The organism is Microbispora hainanensis, from assembly GCF_036186745.1.
GTDB lineage: Bacteria > Actinomycetota > Actinomycetes > Streptosporangiales > Streptosporangiaceae > Microbispora.
The window spans coordinates 7,781,609-7,799,521 of the sequence record NZ_CP108086.1 but is presented as its reverse complement, the minus strand read 5'-3'; the positions used below and the strand labels follow the sequence as shown (position 1 = coordinate 7,799,521).

The 17,913-nt window shown below is 73.5% G+C and carries 12 protein-coding genes; 6 read left to right on the top strand and 6 right to left on the bottom strand.

Annotated elements, in window-relative coordinates; all coding sequences use genetic code 11:
• The first annotated feature begins 170 nt into the window (after positions 1 to 170).
• Entirely contained in the window at positions 171 to 971 is an 801-nt protein-coding gene (locus OHB01_RS35430; RefSeq protein ID WP_142648869.1) for an IclR family transcriptional regulator domain-containing protein, read from the top strand.
• Between the two features lie 248 nt (positions 972 to 1,219).
• Here the strand turns inward: OHB01_RS35430 and OHB01_RS35425 are convergent, their stop codons facing one another.
• From OHB01_RS35425 to OHB01_RS35405, 5 genes are all read right to left on the bottom strand, one after another.
• A complete protein-coding gene (locus OHB01_RS35425; protein WP_142648870.1) occupies positions 1,220 to 2,185 on the bottom strand; it encodes a quinone oxidoreductase family protein in 966 nt (321 codons plus the stop codon).
• A gap of 117 nt (positions 2,186 to 2,302) precedes the next feature.
• Entirely contained in the window at positions 2,303 to 2,662 is a 360-nt protein-coding gene (locus OHB01_RS35420) for a hypothetical protein (protein ID WP_142648871.1), read from the bottom strand.
• Entirely contained in the window at positions 2,659 to 3,522 is an 864-nt protein-coding gene (locus OHB01_RS35415) for an extradiol ring-cleavage dioxygenase (RefSeq protein WP_142648872.1), read from the bottom strand. Before OHB01_RS35415 ends, OHB01_RS35420 begins: the two co-directional genes overlap by 4 nt.
• 17 nt (positions 3,523 to 3,539) lie before the next feature.
• Positions 3,540 to 4,376: a citryl-CoA lyase gene (locus OHB01_RS35410; RefSeq protein ID WP_142648873.1), complete on the bottom strand. Its 837-nt coding sequence runs from the start codon at positions 4,374 to 4,376 to the stop codon at positions 3,540 to 3,542.
• Positions 4,369 to 5,547: a CaiB/BaiF CoA transferase family protein gene (locus OHB01_RS35405; protein WP_142648874.1), complete on the bottom strand. Its 1,179-nt coding sequence runs from the start codon at positions 5,545 to 5,547 to the stop codon at positions 4,369 to 4,371. Before OHB01_RS35405 ends, OHB01_RS35410 begins: the two co-directional genes overlap by 8 nt.
• Positions 5,548 to 5,799: 252 nt before the next feature.
• Here OHB01_RS35405 and OHB01_RS35400 point away from each other — a divergent pair, with 252 nt between their 5' ends.
• The 5 genes from OHB01_RS35400 (at position 5,800) to OHB01_RS35380 (ending at position 16,891) form a co-directional block, all read left to right on the top strand.
• A complete protein-coding gene (locus tag OHB01_RS35400) occupies positions 5,800 to 7,248 on the top strand; it encodes an amidohydrolase family protein (RefSeq protein WP_142648875.1) in 1,449 nt (482 codons plus the stop codon).
• Between the two features lie 81 nt (positions 7,249 to 7,329).
• Positions 7,330 to 7,764, top strand: coding sequence for a group II truncated hemoglobin (locus OHB01_RS35395; protein WP_142648876.1), 435 nt, complete (start codon positions 7,330 to 7,332; stop codon positions 7,762 to 7,764).
• Positions 7,765 to 7,872: 108 nt separating this feature from the next.
• Positions 7,873 to 8,577, top strand: a complete 705-nt coding sequence (gene fabG / locus OHB01_RS35390) for a 3-oxoacyl-ACP reductase FabG (protein ID WP_142648877.1) — start codon at positions 7,873 to 7,875, stop codon at positions 8,575 to 8,577.
• Between the two features lie 265 nt (positions 8,578 to 8,842).
• The gene (locus OHB01_RS35385) at positions 8,843 to 16,072 is read left to right on the top strand and encodes a non-ribosomal peptide synthetase (protein ID WP_328854561.1); all 7,230 of its coding nucleotides are present in this window, start codon (positions 8,843 to 8,845) and stop codon (positions 16,070 to 16,072) included.
• A gap of 24 nt (positions 16,073 to 16,096) precedes the next feature.
• A complete protein-coding gene (locus OHB01_RS35380; protein WP_205830473.1) occupies positions 16,097 to 16,891 on the top strand; it encodes a thioesterase II family protein in 795 nt (264 codons plus the stop codon).
• A gap of 58 nt (positions 16,892 to 16,949) precedes the next feature.
• On the opposite strand, the gene OHB01_RS35375 is transcribed toward OHB01_RS35380, so the two are convergent.
• Entirely contained in the window at positions 16,950 to 17,777 is an 828-nt protein-coding gene (locus OHB01_RS35375; RefSeq protein ID WP_168066083.1) for a 4'-phosphopantetheinyl transferase family protein, read from the bottom strand.
• Positions 17,778 to 17,913 lie beyond the last annotated feature (136 nt).

Genomic DNA, 17,913 nt, shown 5'->3' with positions numbered 1-17,913 from the left:
CGGACAGAGGTCCGCATGGCGGTCATGCAACGGCCTGTCAACCACCGGCTGGGCGTGTTACGGCGGTGTGACGCTGGTCATCTCTGACCACGCAGAGCGCCGACAGGCGGACAGTCGGCCGTGGGCAGGGTCTAAGGTTGACTCGGCGAGTTCGAGCGGAAGAGGCGTTCATGGCACGAGGCGACACCGGACCTGACTTCATCGAGGCGCTCGCGCGCGGCCTCGATGTCATCAGGGCGTTCCAGCCGGGCCGTCCGGTGATGTCCCTGACCGAGGTGGCGGCGGCGACCGGTCTGGCCCGGCCCACCGCGCGGCGCATCCTGCTCACGCTGCAGGAGCTGGGGTACGCCCGCTCGGCGCAGGGCGGTTTCGCCCTCACCCCGCGGGTGATCGAACTCGGCGTCTCCTACATCCGCTCCATGGGCCTGTGGGAGGTGGCCCGGCCGCACCTGGAACGGCTCGTCGCCCAGACGAACGAGTCGTCGTCGATCGCCCAGCTCGACGGGTCCGACATCGTGTACGTCGCCCGCGTAGCCGTGCCGAAGATCGTCGCGCTGTCGGTGCAGATCGGGACGCGGTTCCCCGCGATGCAGACGTCCCTGGGCAAGGTGCTGCTGGCGGCGCTGCCGCCGGACGAGCTGGAGCGGGTGCTGGCGGAGCCGAGCAGGTCGGGCATCGAGCCGCGCTGGCGGCCCGGTCCGCAGGAGCGCGACGCCGTGCTGCGCGAGGTGCGGGCGAAGGGCTGGGCGCTGACCGACGAGCAGCTCGCGCTCGGGATCCGCTCGGTGGCCGCGCCGCTGCGCGACGGCTCCGGCAACGTCATCGCGGCCGTGAACGTCAACAGCCACGCCGCCGAGACCTCCCTGGAGAAGCTGACCGAGGAGCACCTGCCGCTGCTGCTGAAGACCGCGGGCGCGATCAGCGCCGACTGGGCACTCTACGAGTCCGTGCCCCAGGTCACCGCCTCCTAGGGAACCGCAGTTCACGGCATGGCCGCCGCTTCGCGGTGGCCCGCTGGCCCGGGCTTGCGGGCGTAGACGTACATGACCGGTAGGTCGAAGGCGTCCGGCTCGTTCAGCAGCTCGGCGACCCGAGCGAGGTAGCGCGCCTCGAAGGCGGCCGTCTCCTCCGGGGAGAGCGACGCGACTTCCGAGTAGCGGTGGCGTCCGCCTTCGCATAGCTCACGTTGGCCAGTGGAGTACGTCCTCCACCGGCATCTCTAGGACGCCGGGGCGGGGATGAGGACGATCCGGCCTGAGGCGGTGCCGCTCGCCTGGCGCTCCCAGGCGGCGCCGGCGTCGTCCAGCGGGATCGTCTCGTAGGCGACGGACAGCCGTCCCAGCGCCGCCTGCTCGGCGACGAAGACGATCGAGGCGGCCCGCTGCTCGGGGGTCAGCTCGTTGTTGGTGTATCCCAGCAGCCGCAGCGACCTGCTGCGCAGCGTGGAAGAGTCGATCGGGCAGGTCTCGCCGGCCGAGGAACCCAGGTGGACCCACCGGCCTCCCTGACGCAGCGTGCGGGCCGCGGCGGCCGCCGCCGGGCCGAAGAGCGGGTCGAGCACCAGGTCGGCGGGCCCGTCGCAGGCCTCGGCGAGGCGCGCGGCCAGCGTGGCGACGTCGTCGGTGTCGAGCGCCACCACGGCGTCCGCGCCCGCCTGCCGGGCGCGTTCGCGGGCGGCGGGGGAGCGGGCCCCGGCGATCACCCTGCGGGCCCCGGCGATGCGCGCGATCCGTACGGCGGCCTGCCCGACGACGCCGCCCGCGCCGAGCACCACCACCTGCTCGCCGGGGGTGAGCTCGCCCCGCCACGTCAGCGCCATGTGCGCGGCGACGGCCGAGAGCCCGAGCGCGGCCACCGCGACCGGATCGGCCTGCGGGGGCAGTTCGACGAGGTCTTTCGCGGCCACCGCCGCGAACTGCGCCATGCTCCCGTCGCCCGGGGCCATGCCGGCCGAGGTCGCGAACCACACCGGCCGCCCGCCGGCGACGCCGGCCCCCTGCACCCCCGGCACGTACGGCGTGCGCGGCCTGCCGAAGTAGGACGTGCCGCTCGCGCAGAGCAGGTCGAGCGGCGTGACCGGCGCGGCGCCGACCTCGACCAGGGTCTCGCCGGGCCTGGCCACGGGCACGGGCAGGTCGGCCACCACCGGCGGCCTGCCGGGCTCCACGATCTGTGCCGCCCGCATGTTCCACCTCTCCCTTTCACACATGGCACGTAACACCGGCGAGAGCCGCCGGGCCCGCCCCGCACGGCGTGCCCGGCGTCCCGCCGCCCGGCCCGCCTCGGCGGCGGGCAGGTCCGATCAGGTCGCGATGTCGGGGTACGGCAGCGTCATGTGGGCCAGCCGCCGGGCGTACTCGGTCTGGAAGCCCAGCGGCTCGTGGTCGCGCTCGAACATCGCGATGAACAGCGTGAGCGTGAGGAACGGGTGCGCGCCCAGCTCGAACAGCTTCGGGTAGTCGTGGCCGGCCAGGGCCTCGCGCTCGACGTCCTCGAAGCGCAGCCAGGTCGACGCCTCCCCGCTGTGGCAGTTCAGCAGCCGGTTGGCGTGCTCGGCCTCCCACCACTCCACGGTGCCCCGGGGGTCCTCGCGGTAGCGCTCGACCAGGTCCGGATCGCGGTCGACGGTGAACAGGAACTTGTTCAGCAGATACTTGCTCACGCCACGCCTCCGTTGGGGTACCAGGTGAAGTAGGCCTCCATCGTGTGGAACAGGTCGTAGGTGTCGACGTAGTCGGCCTTGGCGCCCTCGCCGGCCACGCCCATCATCAGCATGAAGTCCATGAAGCCGTGGGTCGCGTTGCCGGGCAGGTGGAGGCTGTCGAGGGTGACCTCCGACAGGCAGCCCTCGATGTCGCCCGAGGAGATCCACTCGACCGCCCTGCGGTCGAACTCGGGGTCGGGCCCGTGCGGCCCGAACTGGCGCGGCCCGCCGAGCTCCAGCGACAGGTGCCCGGTGCCGATCACCGCCACCCGCTTGTCGGCCGGCCACGACTCCACCAGCTCGCGGATCGTACGGCCGAGCTGCACGAACCGCTTCGGCTGCGGCAGCGGCGGGGCGAAGATGTTGGTGTAGACCGGCACGATCGGCAGGTCGTTCTGCGGCCGCAGCGTGATGATCGGGCACGTGATCGAGTGGTCGATCCGCAGCTCGTTGGAGAAGGCCAGATCGAAGCCCGCGTCGAGGCCCTCCCGCAGGATGTACGCCGACAGGTCCTCCTGGCCGGTGAAGAACATCCGGGGCAGGCCGAACTCGCGCTCCTCGTTGTACCAGTTGGCGTCGTAGAAGGGCGCCTTGCCGACGAGGAACTGCGGCATGTTGTCGAGCCAGAGCTGGTGGAAGTGGTCGGAGCCGACCATGACCAGCACGTCGGGCCGCGCCTTCGTCAGCGTCTCGCGGAACGCCTCGACCTTGCGCACCCACTCGTCGGCGAACGGCGGGCGGTCCTCGCCGGTGGCCGTGCTGGCGCGGTAGTAGAACGGATGATGGGTGGACGCGATCACCGCGACCAGTTGGGCCATGCGAACCTCCAGTGGCGTCAGGGGGTGTAGGGCTCCGGCTCGACGGACCGGTTGTTGAGGTCCACCGACAGGAAGATCTCGTTCGCCACCGGACGGCGCAGCTCCTCGGCGAGCTGCCCGATCAGGCCCGCCGTACGGGCGAGCAGGGCGAAGCCGCGCAGCAGTTCGAGCGGCAGGCCGAGGTCGGCGAGCGCCGCGCCGCACACGCCCGCGCCGTTGAGCGGCAGCGTCCTGCCGAGCACCTCGGGATGCACGCGGCCGATCGCGGCGAACAGCGACAGATGCGGCCCGAACAGGTTCTCCTCGGCGGCGATCTCCATCAGCCGCGGTGTGCGGGGGTCGCCCTCCTTGTGCACGTGGTGGCCGAGGCCGGGGATGAACCGCCGCGCCTGCCGCTGGGCCCGTACGGTCTCCAGGGCCAGCGCGTCCCAGCCTGCGTCGTCGGACGGCAGCGGCCCGTCGTGCGCATCCAGCACGTCGTGCAGGAACCGGCCGCAGTCTTCGGTCACGCCGAGGAAGCGCGACCCGCCGCCGAGCAGCCCGGCCGCGAGCGCGCCCTGGATCGAGTCGGGCGCGGACAGGTACGTCAGGCGTGTCACGATCGCGGTCGGGGTGAACCCGTGGTCGGCCAGCGCGGCGAGCACGGCCTCGAACACGCGGGTCTCGCCCGGCGTGGGGCGCCGCTGGGTGGCGAGCCAGAACGCCAGCTCGCCGAACCCGACCTTGCCCATGACGTCCTCGGCGAGGTCGCGGCCGAGCAGGGTGATCGACTTCAGCGAGGACGCGCCCAGCGCTGTCGGATACTGCGCCGTGGGGTACGACGGCCGCTCGATCGTTTCCGGCTCGTCAGACATCGTCGTCCTCCTCAGTCAGCCATTTACGCAGTTGGTCCCCATGCTCGTCCAGCTCAGGAGGCGGCAGCCGATAGGAGGCGGGGGTAGCGGAGAACCGGATCGGGTGGCGGGTCGTCGGGACCGCCCGGTCGCCCTCGCCCACCTCCACGATCGGGTCGAGCCCGAAGCGCTCGGCCATGGCGAACCCGCCGTCGATGGTGTTGATCGGCCCGCACGGCACCCCGGCCGCCACCAGCAGCTCGAACCATTCCAGGGCGCCGCGCGTGGCGAGCCGTTCGACCAGGATGGGCCGCAGCTCCTCGCGGCGCGCGGTGCGGTCGGCCATGCGCGCGAAGCGGGGGTCATCGGCGACCTCCGGGATGCCGAGCACCTCGCACAGCCTGCGGAACTGGCCGTCGTTGCCGGCCGCCACGATGAGGTCGTTGTCGGCGGTGGGCAGCGGCTCGTAGGGGAACACGCTCGGGTGGGCGTTGCCCATGCGGTAGGGGACGACGCCCCCGGCGACGTACGCGGAGCTGTGGTTGACCAGGCCGGTCAGCGCCGAGGACAGCAGGTTGACCTCGACGTGCTGGCCCTGCCCGGTTCTGTCGCGGTGGCGCAGGGCGGCGAGGACGCCGATCGCGGCGTGGTTGCCCGCCATGACGTCGAAGACGGAGATCCCCGCGCGGTACGGCGGCCCGCCGGGGTCGCCGGTGAGGCTCATCAGCCCCGACATCGCCTGCACCATGAGGTCGTAGCCGGGCACGTCGCGGCCCGCTCCGGAGCCGAACCCGCTGATCGAGGCGTACACCACGCCCGGGTTGGCCGCGCTGACGGAGGCGTAGTCGAGGCCGTACTTGGCGAGCCCGCCCGGCTTGAAGTTCTCCACCAGCACGTCGGCGCGGCGGGCCAGCTCCCGGGCCACCTTCGCGTCGCCGGGGTCCCGCAGGTCGAGCGCGATCGACCGCTTGCCCCGGTTCACCCCCAGGTAGTACGTCGACACGTCGCCGCGCACCGGCGGCATCCAGGTGCGGGTGTCGTCCCCCTTGGGTCCCTCGACCTTGACGACCTCGGCGCCCATGTCGGCCAGCAGCATCGTGGCGTACGGCCCGGCCAGGACTCGCGAGAAGTCGGCCACCAGCACGCCGGACAGCGGCCCGCCTCCCCGCTCGGGCGCGGTGTCGTCTGTCATCCGGCTCCCCCTTCTTGCTGTCACAGCAGTGTCCGCTCAACGGACATCGGTCCGTGAGGCCGATTCTGGCATAGGCGGTCCGGTCGTCAAATGCGTCCACCGGTTTGCCGTCGTATGACGATACGGAAACCGATGGTTGACAGTAGGGGCGGTGCTCGCGAAAGTAACAGCGGAAGCAGCGCTGACCGTATAGCGGACAAGTGTTCGTCACTGTTGAGCGCGCTCGGCCAGTGGAAGGTGAGGAGTTCGACGATGAACGAGCCGACCGATTTCGGACCGGACCGGCCGGTGCTGCTGCGCGGCGGCACGGTGCTGCCGATGGACGACGCGCACAGCGTGCTGCCCGGCACCGACGTACTCGTCGTCGGCGACCGGATCGCCGAGGTGGGGCCCGGCCTGCCCGCGCCGGACGGCGCCGTGGTCGTCGACGCCACCGGCGGCATCGTCATGCCCGGCATGATCGACACTCACCGGCACATGTGGCAGACGGCCATGCGCGGTTACGGCGCCGACTGGACGCTGACGCAGTATTTCGTCTGGTACTACCTGGAGTACGGCAAGCTGTGGCGGCCCGAGGACGTCCACGCCGGCAACCTGCTGGCCGCGATCGAGGCGATCGACGCCGGCGTCACCACGGTCGTGGACTGGTCGCACGGGCTGCGGACCGTGGACCACGCCGACGCGGCCGTCGACGCGCTGCAGGCGGTGCCCGGCCGGTTCGTGCTCGCCTACGGCAACATCCAGGCCCCGCCCGCCGAGTGGACCGGCGCGCCGGAGTTCCGCGACTTCATCGGCCGCCGCATCACCGGCGACGACATGCTGGGCTTCCAGATCGCCTTCGACGTCACCGGCGACCCCGCCTTCCCCGAGAAGCCGGCCTTCGAGGTGGCCCGCGACCTCGGCGTACCGGTCACGACCCACGCGGGCGTGTGGGGCGCGACCAGCGACGACGGCATCCGCCTCATGTACGAGAACGGCTTCATGACGCCCGAGACGGTCTACGTCCACGCCGCCTCGCTGTCGGCCGACTCCTACCACCGCATCGCCGCCACCGGCGGTTCGATCTCGGTCTCCACCGAGAGCGAGCAGAGCGCGGGCCAGGGCTACCCGCCCACCTGGGCCATCCGCGCCCACGACATCCCGGTGTCGCTGTCGATGGACACCAGCGTCTGGTGGAGCGGCGACCTGTTCTCGGCGATGCGCACCACACTCGGCGCCGACCGTTCCCGCGAGCACATGGAGGCGCACACCAAGGGTGAGACGGTCACCCACTGCAGCCTGCGCGCCGACCAGGTGGTCGACTGGGCGACACGCGGCGGCGCCCGCGCCATCGGCCGCGGCGACGACCTCGGCAGCATCGAGGCGGGCCGGAAGGCCGACATCGTGCTCATCAAGAACGACGCGTCGCCCGTGTCGTTCCCGCTGCTCAACCCGTACGGACACGTCGCGTTCCAGGCGCAGCGCGGCGACGTGCACACGGTCCTCGTGAACGGCCGCGTGGTGAAGCACGAGCACCGCCTGGTCGGCGTCGACCTCGCCGCGGCGCGGCGCGAGGTGGAGCGGACCGTCGAGTATCTGCGCTCGACGATGGGCGAGGAGGCATGGCAGAAGGGGATGAACCCCGACATCCCCGAGACGAAGATCCTCGACAACCCCTACACGTACACCGACTACCACAGCTCCTCGACGCGCAGCCGCTGATCTCTCGTCCACTTTTGAGCAGAATCGGCGACCGCCCGCCGCCTACCGTGACGCCAGCCCAGGCGTTCCGAGGAGGCTGCGATGACGACGATGTACGAACATGTCGGCGGCGAGGCGGCGCTGCGCAAGTTCGCCGAGCACTTCCATGAATCCGTGCTGCGCGATCCGCTGCTCAAGAAACTGTTCGAGTACGGGTCCGCTCACCACGCCGAGAACCTGACCGCGTTCTTCGTCGAGATGATGGGCGGCCCGAGCCGTTTCAGTGACGAGCTCGGCGGGTTCGAGGCGATCTTCCGGGCCCACCAGGGCCTGAAGATCACCGACGAGCAGCGCGACCGGTTCGTGGAGCTGATGCTGCGGGCGGCGGACGAGGCGGGGTTGCCGGGCGACGCCCGGTTCCGGCAGGCGTTCACCAGGCAGGTGACCCGGGCGGCCGGTTTCTCCACGAAGGTGTCGCACGACGCGCCGGACGCCTATCAGGCCCCGTTCCCCCCGATGGGCCGGTGGGACTGGTGACGGTATGAGCGAGCGTGGCGAGCGAGCCGTCAGGCACAGCGCCCGGCGAGGTGCCGAATCGCGCGCCTCCGGCACTATCGGACTCCGAGCCGGAGGCGAGGGAGTGGCATGAGCCGCTCGGTGCTGGTGACGGGCGGCAACCGCGGCATCGGCCTGGCCATCGCACGGGCGTTCGCGAAGGAGGGCGACCGGGTGGCGGTCACCCATCGAGGCGGCGGCGCGCCGGACGGGTTGTTCGGCGTGCGCTGCGATGTGACCGACGCTGCCGCGGTCGACCGCGCGTTCACCGAGGTGGAGCAGCGGCACGGCCCGGTGGAGGTCCTCGTCGCCAACGCCGGTGTCACCGCCGACATGCTGCTGATGCGGATGGACGAGGCCGCCTTCACCGGCGTCCTCGACACCAACCTCACCGGCGCGTTCCGTGTGGCACGGCGCGCCGTGGGGCCGATGCTGCGCATGCGGCGCGGCCGGATGATCTTCATTTCGTCCGTGAGCGGCCTGTCCGGCGCGGCCGGGCAGGCCAACTACGCGGCGGCCAAGGCCGGGATGGTCGGGCTGGCGCGGTCGCTCGCCCGCGAGCTCGGCTCCCGGGGGATCACCGTCAACGTGGTGGCCCCGGGATACGTCCGCACCGACATGACCGACTCGCTGACGGAGCAGCGGCGGGCCGAGGTGCTCGGGCAGATCGCGCTGCGCCGTACGGCCGTGCCCGAGGAGGTGGCCGGGGTCGTCGTGTTCCTCGCAGGGGAGGCGGCGTCCTACATCACGGGCGCCGTCGTCCCGGTGGACGGCGGCCTCGGCATGGGCCACTGAGCTGAGCCGTCCGCCCCGGCCCGCGGCACCAGCGCGGCCCGCGCCGCCAGGGCCGGCCTGCTCAATCCTGAGCAGCGCACCTATGGGCCCCCGCCTAGCTTTTCGGTACGAACGGGTGGCGGCGGCCCGGCGACGGATGGCACGCCGGCTCTCTGCCGGGTCATCCGCGGACGCCCGCGCCGCGGCGATCGCCGGCGGGCCCCTTCCGCGCGCCCCCCGCCCGGCCCGATCCACCCTCCGACGCCGACACACGACTGGGAGAGCGATGGGACCGACACGGGATATGGTCGCGGAACCGGTGGACGCGCCGGTGGACGCGCCGGTGGACGAGGTCTTGGCGGCGCTGCGGCGGATGCTGGCCGCCGCGCTGCCCACCGGCACCGGCAGGGCGGCGGGCACCGGCAGTGGCCCGGTTCCCCTCGAGGCACCCGCGGACGACATCCCGCTCGCGGTGTACGGGCTGGACTCCATGACGGCGGCCCGTCTCGTGCTGGAGATCAAGGAGGAGCTGGGCGCCGACGTGCCGCTGGAGTGGCTGCGCGACGCGCGGGGCCTGCGCGACCTCGCCGGACGGATCGCCGGGGCGCTGCCCGAGGGCAGCCTGTCGGCGGACGGCCTGCACGAGGACGATCTGGACGATCTGCACGAGGACGATCTGCACGAGGACGATCCGCATGGAAACCAACCGCGCGGGGCCGAACTCCGCGGGCAGCCGTCCCTCGCCACGTTCCGCGAGGGGGCCGCACCTGAGGACCGGTATGCACCGTTCCCGCTGACGCCCATGCAGCAGGCGTACGTCACGGGGTCGCATCCCGACCTCGGGCCAGACCCGGTGGGCTGCCACCTCTACCGCGAGTTCGAGATCGCCGGGCTCGACCCCGACCGGTTGAAGGAGGCGTGGGGACGGGTCGTCGACCACCACGACATGCTGCGGGCCGTGCTGATCGAGGACGGACGACAGCGGGTGATGCCGGAGGCGGGCCCCTGGACGATGCCGGTCCACGAGGTGGCCGACGCCGATCTCGACGACCGAGTGGCCGAGGTCAGGGGGCGTCTGACGCGGCTGCGGCACGAACCGGGCGACTGGCCGCTGTTCGCCGTCGAGGTGACCCGGGCGTGCGACGGCCGGGCCGTCGTCCATCTCGACGTGGACGCGGTGGTGACCGACGGCCGCGGTCTCGACGTGCTGCTGTCCGACTGGTGGCGCGCCTACGTCCGGCCCGGGGACCCGCTGCCCGAACCGCCGGGGGCCGGGCCGAGTGTGCGCGAGTGCGTCGAACGCCTGCGTGCGCACGCCGATACTCCGGCCTACCATGCCGACGTCGACCACTGGCGGCGACGGCTCGCCGACCTGCCCCCGGGCCCTGCCCTGCCCCGTGCCGTCCCGGCCGCTGCGAGTACGGCGCCGGCGGCGGAGGCCGGGGTGCCCGTCCCGGTGCCGTCGGGGGAGCCGCGGCGGCCCCTGGAGGGCGGGCTGGCGGAGGCCGAGTGGCGGACGCTGCGCGAGCGGGCCGCCGCCTGGAACGTGTCGCCGACCGCGCTCGTCCTCACCGTGTTCGCCGAGACCCTGGCATGGGCGGGCGCGCACACGCCGTTCTCACTCGTGCTGACCACCACCGACCGGGTGCGGCTGCCCGCCGCGGCCGACCGGCTGGTGGGCCCGTTCACCTCCAGCCTGGTCTTCCCGGTGCCGGCCCTGGACAGCATGGACCTGGGCGAGGCGGCGCGCGAGGTCCACCGGCTGCTGTGGTCGGATCTCGACCACGCGGCGGTCGGAGGCGTGGAGGTGCTGCGCCGCCTGTGGCGCGGAGCCCCGCCACCCCTGCCCGTCGTGTTCACCAGCATGCTCGGCGCGCGGCCCGAGCCGCCGGGGTTCGGCCGCGACGTCCGCTACGCCGTCACCCGTACGTCCGGTGTCGGGCTCGACCACCAGATGTGGGAACAGGACGGCGAGCTGCGCTTTCGCTGGGACGTGGCGGACGGCCTCAATCCCGGCGTCGAGGCGGTGTTCGCCAGGTTCGCGAACACGCTGCACGCGCTGGCGGCCGAGGACCCCTGCGGCGACCGCGTCCTGCCGCTCAACGACCTGCAGCAGGCCTACTATGTGGCACGGCGGTCCGGAGGGGAGGGCTGCCAGGTCTACCACGCCTTTGAGGTGGCCGATCTCGACGTGGACCGCCTGGAACGGGCGTGGCTGCGCCTGACCGAGGCGTACGAGCCCCTGCGCGCGTCCGTGACCGTTGACGGGCGGCTGCTCGTGCGGTCGAGGGCGCCCCGCCGGTGGCACGTCCCCGTGTCCGGCCTCGACGCCGAGTCGGTCCGTGCGGCGCTGTCCGTGCGGCCGTTCCCGCTCGGGCGGGGGCCGCACGCCGAGATCCAGGTGACGCGCGGCGCCTCCGGCCCGGGGGACGCGGGCACGTTCCCGGCGGGCGGGTCCCCGGCCCCACGTGGGACCACCGGATCCGAGGGGGCGGCCACCGTCCACGTCGCGGTCGACCTGGCCGTGGCCGACGCCCGCAGCATCCATCTTCTGCTGCGCGAGCTGTGGCGGCTGTACGCCGACCCGGCGGCCGTTCCCGCGCCCGCCGCCGACCCCCGCGACCACCGCCCGGCCTCCTCGCCCGAGCAGGTCGCGTACTGGCGTGAACGGCTGGCCGAGCTGCCGCCGGGCCCCGCGCTGCCCTCGCCCGCGGCGGGGGAGGAACGCGGCCGGCGGCGTACGCGGCTGGAGGCGACGCTGCCGGGACGCCGGCGGCTGCAGGAGATCGCCGAGGGCGCCGGGGTGTCGGCCGACGCCGTGATCCTGGCTGCTTTCGGCGAGGCGCTGGCCGCCCGGCTGCCCGGCACGTTCGCGCTCACGGTCGTACGGTGGCCCGGGTGGGCCGAGCCGTGCCGGCCGGGAGAGCACACGGCGCTGAGCTGGATCCCGTACGCCCCGGGGGAGGCACCGCTGCTGGAGCGGGCCCGCGACCACCAGCGTCTCCTCGCGGCCGACGCGGCGGCCGACGGCGCGAGCGGACTGGCCGAGCTGCGCCGGGTCGCCGCCCGGCGCGGCGGTCTGGCCCACCCGGTCGTCTACACGGGTGTGTTCGACCTCGACGGACACCCGCTGCCGCCGGGCGTCGCCGCCGGGGAATGGCGGACGTGCACGCCGGACGTCTCGCTCGACTGCGTGGCCGTCGGCGAGGGCGACCGGCTGCAGATCTGCTGGGACATCGACCCCGGCGGCCTGCCCGAGCGGACGGCCGAGGCGGCGTTCGCCGACTTCCGGGAGCGGCTGGCGGGCCTCGTCGACGAGCGGGAGCGGCCCGGCGGCATGTCCGCCGCCGAACGGCACAAGATCCTCTACGAGTGGAACGACACGGCCCGCGAGTTCCCCGCCGACGGGCCGGTCCACCTGCTGTTCGAACGGCAGGCAAGGAAGCGGCCCGACGCCGTGGCGCTGCGCTGGCGTGGCGGCACGATGACGTACGCCGAGCTCAACCGGCGCGCCAACCGCATTGCCTGGCACCTGCGCGACCGCGGTGTGGGCCCGGAGACCGTGGTCGGCATCTCGATGCGGCGCGGGCCCGACATGGTGGCCGCCGTCTTCGGGGTGCTGAAGGCGGGCGGCGTCTATCTGCCGGTCGAGCCATACCTGCCGAGGGATCGGGCGGCCGTGATGCTCGGCGACGCAGGCGCGGCGCTGGTGCTGTCCACCTCGCAGACCCGGTGTCACGACGCGGGCGTCGAGGTGCTCCCCGTCGACCTCGACCCGGTGCGCGACGACCCGCGCGGCGAGGAGAACCCGCCGCCGGTCACCACCCCGGACAGCACGGCGTACGTCATCTTCACCTCCGGCAGCACGGGTCGGCCGAAGGGCGTCGCCGTGGCCCACCGGCCGGTGCTCAACCTGCTCAACTGGGCCTACCGTGAGTTCGGCTTCGGCCATTCGGACGTCGGGCTGTGCGTGACCTCGCTCGGCTTCGACCTGTCGGTGTTCGACATCCTGGGGCTGCTCGGGCGGGGCGCCGGGCTGTACGTCGCGGACGAGACCGAGCAGCGCGACCCTGCCGAGCTGGCCGACGTGCTGCTGCGGGAGCCGATCACCTTCTGGAACTCGGCGCCGACCACGCTCACCCAGCTCGCCCCGCTGCTCCCCGCGTACGCGGGCCGGCCGGGCACCGGTGACCTGCGGCTGGTGTTCCTGAGCGGCGACTACACCCCCTTGTCCCTGCCCGGGGAGGTCCGGGCGGTGTTCCCCCGGGCGCGCATCGTCAGCCTGGGCGGAGCCACCGAGGCGACCGTGTGGTCCAACTACTTCCCTGTCGAGGACATCGACCCCGCCTGGCGCAGCATCCCGTACGGCAGGCCCATCGACAACAGCCGCTACTACATCCTCGACGAGCACCTCGAACCGTGCCCGGTCGGCGTGGAGGGCGACCTCTATATCGCGGGCGAGTGCCTGAGCCTGGGCTACTACAACCAGCCGGAGCTGACGGCCCAGCGGTTCGTGCCCGACCCGTTCGCGTCCCGGCCGGGCGAGCCGATGTACCGGACCGGTGACCGGGCCTCCTTCTTCCCCGACGGGAACATCTGCTTCCTCGGCCGTGCCGACAACCAGGTCAAGGTCCGGGGGTTCCGGGTCGAGCTGGGCGAGATCGAGCACCGGCTGCGGCAGCACGCGGGGGTCAAGGAGGTCGTGGTGCTGGCCCGGCCCGATCACACGGGCGATCGCAAGCTCGTGGCGTACGTGCAGCCGTCGGGTCCGACCCCGCCGGAGGTCAGGGACCTGCGCGCGTTCGCGGCCGAGACGCTGCCCGAATACATGGTGCCCAACTTCGTCGGGTTCGTGAGCACTTTCCCGGCCACCGCGAACGGCAAGCTCGACCGGGACGCCCTGCCGTGGCCGCTGACCGACGCGCCCGGCCCGGCGCGGGAGTCCGACACCGAGCCGGAGGAACCGGGGAAGACGCCGAGCGAGGCACTGCAGGAGCCGCCGCGGGAGGCACCCCGCGGGCCGGGCGTCGAAGAACTGCGCGACGAGATCGCCGCGCTGTTCGCCGAACGGCTGGGCGTGCCCGCCGTACGACCCGACGACGACCTGTGGGACCAGGGCGCCACGTCGTTCACCATCGTGCAGGTCTCCGGCGAACTGCAGAAGCGGTATCGGCAGCGGGTGCCGGTGGCGACACTCCTGTCGGAGCCCACGGTCGCCGCCATCGCCCGGCACGTCGCGGCCCGGCTCGCGGGCGGAGGGGAGTCCCCCGCGGACGGTGGGCGGGAGACGGATGCGCCCTCGCGAGCCCGCGCCGCCGAGCCGGCCCCTGCCGCGCCGAACGGGTCCACGACCGCGGGCCCGCCGCCGGGCCTTCCGGCCGCGGACGGTGCCGCGAGGTCCGGCGTCCCGCATTCCGAGCCCGCCACGAACGGCGCCGCGCGGCCCGCGACCGGGCTGGACGACGGCGGCGCGGGCGGTGCGCCTGCCGCGGGAAGCGTCGACTTCTTCTCCCCGGAGGAGCGGGCCGCGTTCAAGGCCGGCCGATGGGGTGAGCGGCCCCGGCTGGCGGGGGAGCGCATCGTCCCGCTCGACGCGGCCGAGTTCGCGCCCGAGCACTACGACTGGCGCGGCAGCCACCGTGAGTTCGCCGAGGCGGCGCTGCCGTACGACGACTTCTGCCGTTTCCTCAGCCTGCTGCGCACGTCGGCGCCGGGCGAGCGGGGCCGGCGGCTCTACCCTTCGGCGGGGGACACCTACTCCGTCCAGGTGTATCTGCACGTGCGGCGCGTGGAGGGCGTGGCCGGCGGGCTGTACTACTACCGGCCGGGAGAGCACGCGCTGCAACTGGTCGGGCCGGCGGACGGGATCGGCCGCTCCGCGCACTTCTATTACAACCGGCCCGTCTACGATCGGGCCTGCTTCGAGCTGTACCTGGTCGGGCAGCTCGACGGCATCGCGCCCCTGTACGGCGACGACGCCCCGCGCTATCTGGCCCTGGAGGCCGGATACATGGGCCAGCTCCTGATGATGGGCCAGGCCGCGTGCGGTGTCGGGCTCTGCCCCGTCGGGGCGGTGGCCTTCGAGCCGGTCTGCGAACGGCTGGGCCTGGGCGACGGGCACCGGTTCCTGCAGTCGTTCCTCGGCGGCGTGCCCGCCCGGCCCGTGCCCGCGGTCACCGCCTCCGGGGAGCGGCCGGTGTTCGGCGCCGCCCGCCGCGACCGGCTCGCCGCACCCCTCGTCCCCGCCTCGGACGGGCGGCGCGCGGCGGAGATCGCCGTGGTGGGGGTCGCCGGGCGTTTTCCGGGCGCGGCCGGTCTGGCGGAGTTCTGGCACGGCCTCGTCGAGGGGCGGCAGGCGTTCGGCCCCATGCCGGCCGGCCGGGCCGCCGGCGCCACGGGCCTGACCGGCGGCTTCCTGCCCGACGCTGGCGACTTCGACAGCCTGTTCTTCCACATCTCGCCGGCCGAGGCCCGCACACTCGACCCGCAGTTGCGGATGATGCTGCGGGTCATGTGGGAGTGCCTGGAGAACGCCGGGCACACTCCCGCCTCGCTGCGCCGGGCGGCGCCGCGCATCGGCGTGTTCACCGGCGTGATGTGGCACGACCATCGGCAGGCGGGCGCGGACGCGTGGCGGCGGGGCGAGCCGGCCGCCGTCACCGCCATGGCCTCCGACATCCCCAACCGGGTGTCGCACTTCTTCGACTTCCGCGGGCCGAGCGTCGCCGTCGACACCTCATGCTCGTCGTCGCTGACCGCCCTGCACCTGGCCGTGGAGAGCCTGCGCAGGGACGAGTGCGACGCCGCTCTGGTGGGCGGGGTCAACCTGGTCTGCCACCCCTATCACGCGGAGGTGCTGTCGGCCCTGGGGCTCGTGTCGCCCGGCGGCTCCGCGAGAGCGTTCGACGCCGCCTCCTCGGGGTGGGTGCTCGGAGAGGGGGCGGGAGCCGTCCTGCTGCGCCCGGCAGCGGTGGCGGCGCGGGACCGCGACACGGCTCACGGTGTCGTCGAGGCCACCTGGATCGGCCACTCCGGCCGGAGCGTGCGCTTCGGCGCGCCCAACAGCCCGGCGCTCGCCGACTCGATCCGGCAGGTGCTGCGCCGCGCCGGCCGTACGCCGGAGGAGATCGGGTACGTCGAGTGCGCCGCCGCCGGGGCGAGCGTCGCGGACGCCGCCGAGATCGAGGCACTCGCGGAGGTCTTCGTGGGGACGGCCGCGGGTGACGGGCGCGGCGTGCCGGTGGGCACGGTCAAGCCCAACATCGGCCACCTGGAGTCGGCCGCCGGGATGTCGCAGCTCGCGAAGGTGCTGCTGCAGTTCGCGCACCGGGAGATCGCGCCCACCCTGGCCGGGCGGACCGGCGGGCTGGTGTCCTGGGACGCGCTGCCGCTGCGCCTGGCGGACCGGCGTGAGCCGTGGCCCCCGCGCCGCCCGGGCGAGCCGCTGCGCGCCCTGGTCAACGCGCTCGGCGCCAGCGGGTCCTACGCTCACGTCGTGCTGCGCTCCGCCGGATGACGGACGACGGGAGGAGGTGGTCGCGTGACGATCGCGCAGGCGTACCCGAAGGGGCCGGAGCCGGCGCCGCCGGCATGGCTGAGCAGCGACGCCGGGCGGGAGGACGCGCCGGCCCGGCTGTTCTGCTTCGCCCACGCGGGCGGAGGGGCGGGTTTCTTCCGGCCGTGGCGGCCGCTGCTGCTGCCGCAGGTCGAGGTCTGCCCGGTCGTCCTGCCAGGCCGCGAATGGCGGCTGCGGGAGCGGCCGTACACGCGGATGGAGGAACTCGTCCCCGCCGTCGTGGACGGCCTGCTGCCCTATCTCGACCGGCCGTACGCGCTGATGGGCCACAGCATGGGCTCGGCGGTGGCCTACGAGGTGGCCCGGCGCCTGTCCGTGGGCCCGGCCGCCCCGCCCGCGGGGCTGGTCGTGTCCGGCCGCCGGGCCCCGCACCTGCCCAAACGCCGCGCCGACCTGCACGGCCTGCCGGACGAGGAGTTCGTCGCGGCGGTCGCCCGGTTGAACGGCATCCCCGACCAGGTGCTGCGGCAGCCCGACCTGCTGCGGCTGTTCGTGCCCGGCATGCGGGCCGACTTCACGCTGAACGAGACCTACCGGCCCCTCCCCGGGCCGCCGCTGTCCTGCCCGGTGTCCGGGCTCACGGGGGACGCCGACCCGGAGGTCACGCCCGAGGAGATGCTGGCCTGGCGGGAGGTGACCACCGGCCCCTTCACCCTCCGCGTCTTCGCGGGCGACCATTTCTATCTCAAGGGCGTGCGGCCCGACTTCATCGACGCCCTCAGGACCGACCTGCGGCGCCTGCTGTCCGTGATCTCATGAACGAGCCTGCCGAGCGCCGCGTCTCACAGCACGGGCGGCGTCTCACAGCACGGGCGTCTCATGGAACGGGCGGTGGGGCGGGGTGGACGACGACCGCGCAGGGCAGACCGGGCTCCCGCCGTACGGCGAGGGCGAGAAGGTGGCGCGGGCCGGGCCGCCACTGGGCGAAGCGCCATCGGGCCGGGTCGTCCCGCAGTTGCGGCCCGAACCGGGCCACGTTCCGCCCCTCCACCGCCAAAGGCGCCCCCGCTGGAACGGATGCCGCCCTCTCGACGTCGCACTGGTTCATCGGCAGCGTCATCCCGTATCCGCGTGCCTTGACGTACGCCTCCTTCAGCGTCCAGTAGCGGAAGAACAGGTCGGCCCGGGCGTCGAGGTCGTCGAGCGGGACGAGCCGGGCATACTCGGCGGGTGAGCAGACCCGGCGGCCCAGCCGCAGCGGGTCGGCCCGGCGGTGCACGCGCTCGACGTCCACCCCGCAGGCGGCGCCCAGCGTGACCACACAGGCCACCAGTCCCGCGGTGTGGGAGATGTTGAACCGGAGCGGCCGGTGGGGCGGCTGATCGGCGATCTCCGGCCTGCCGTGGGGCGTGGTCGTGAACCGCCACGCGCCCGCGGCGACGGCGGGCACGCACCAGGTCAGCGCGGCTCGGGCCAGGCCGTGCGCGGCCTCGAACGCCAGCCGGTCGGCCTCCGACCGGAAGCCCGCGGCCCGGTCCCGCTCCCGCGGCGACAGCACCGCGCGGTAGCCGCCGAGAAGCCCGTTCCGATCGAGCCCGTCCGGGTCCGCCATCCACACGTGCGCATCGCCCGCCGCGATCCGCGGCTCCGGCGAGTTCGTTCCGCCCGTGGACGCCGCCGCCCGTTCCGCCGCTCGTCCCCTCACCCGTCCCGTCACCGTCACCGCTCGGCCCGCCTCCGGTTCCGCCTCCGAGCCCGCTGTCCTGTCTCCGTGTCTCCCCGTTCCCCGCCCTGGGGGACGCGTCGCCGCAATCGTCCCCCGGAAGCGGGGACGCGGCCTG

Coding starts and splice junctions, on each gene's coding strand:
- OHB01_RS35405 (WP_142648874.1), bottom strand. CDS start 5,547: ATGACAGACGACACCGCGCCCGAGCGGGGAGGCGGGCCGCTGTCCGGC.
- OHB01_RS35410 (WP_142648873.1), bottom strand. CDS start 4,376: ATGTCTGACGAGCCGGAAACGATCGAGCGGCCGTCGTACCCCACGGCG.
- fabG (WP_142648877.1), top strand. CDS start 7,873: ATGAGCCGCTCGGTGCTGGTGACGGGCGGCAACCGCGGCATCGGCCTG.
- OHB01_RS35430 (WP_142648869.1), top strand. CDS start 171: ATGGCACGAGGCGACACCGGACCTGACTTCATCGAGGCGCTCGCGCGC.
- OHB01_RS35400 (WP_142648875.1), top strand. CDS start 5,800: ATGAACGAGCCGACCGATTTCGGACCGGACCGGCCGGTGCTGCTGCGC.
- OHB01_RS35415 (WP_142648872.1), bottom strand. CDS start 3,522: ATGGCCCAACTGGTCGCGGTGATCGCGTCCACCCATCATCCGTTCTAC.
- OHB01_RS35395 (WP_142648876.1), top strand. CDS start 7,330: ATGACGACGATGTACGAACATGTCGGCGGCGAGGCGGCGCTGCGCAAG.
- OHB01_RS35425 (WP_142648870.1), bottom strand. CDS start 2,185: ATGCGGGCGGCACAGATCGTGGAGCCCGGCAGGCCGCCGGTGGTGGCC.
- OHB01_RS35385 (WP_328854561.1), top strand. CDS start 8,843: ATGGGACCGACACGGGATATGGTCGCGGAACCGGTGGACGCGCCGGTG.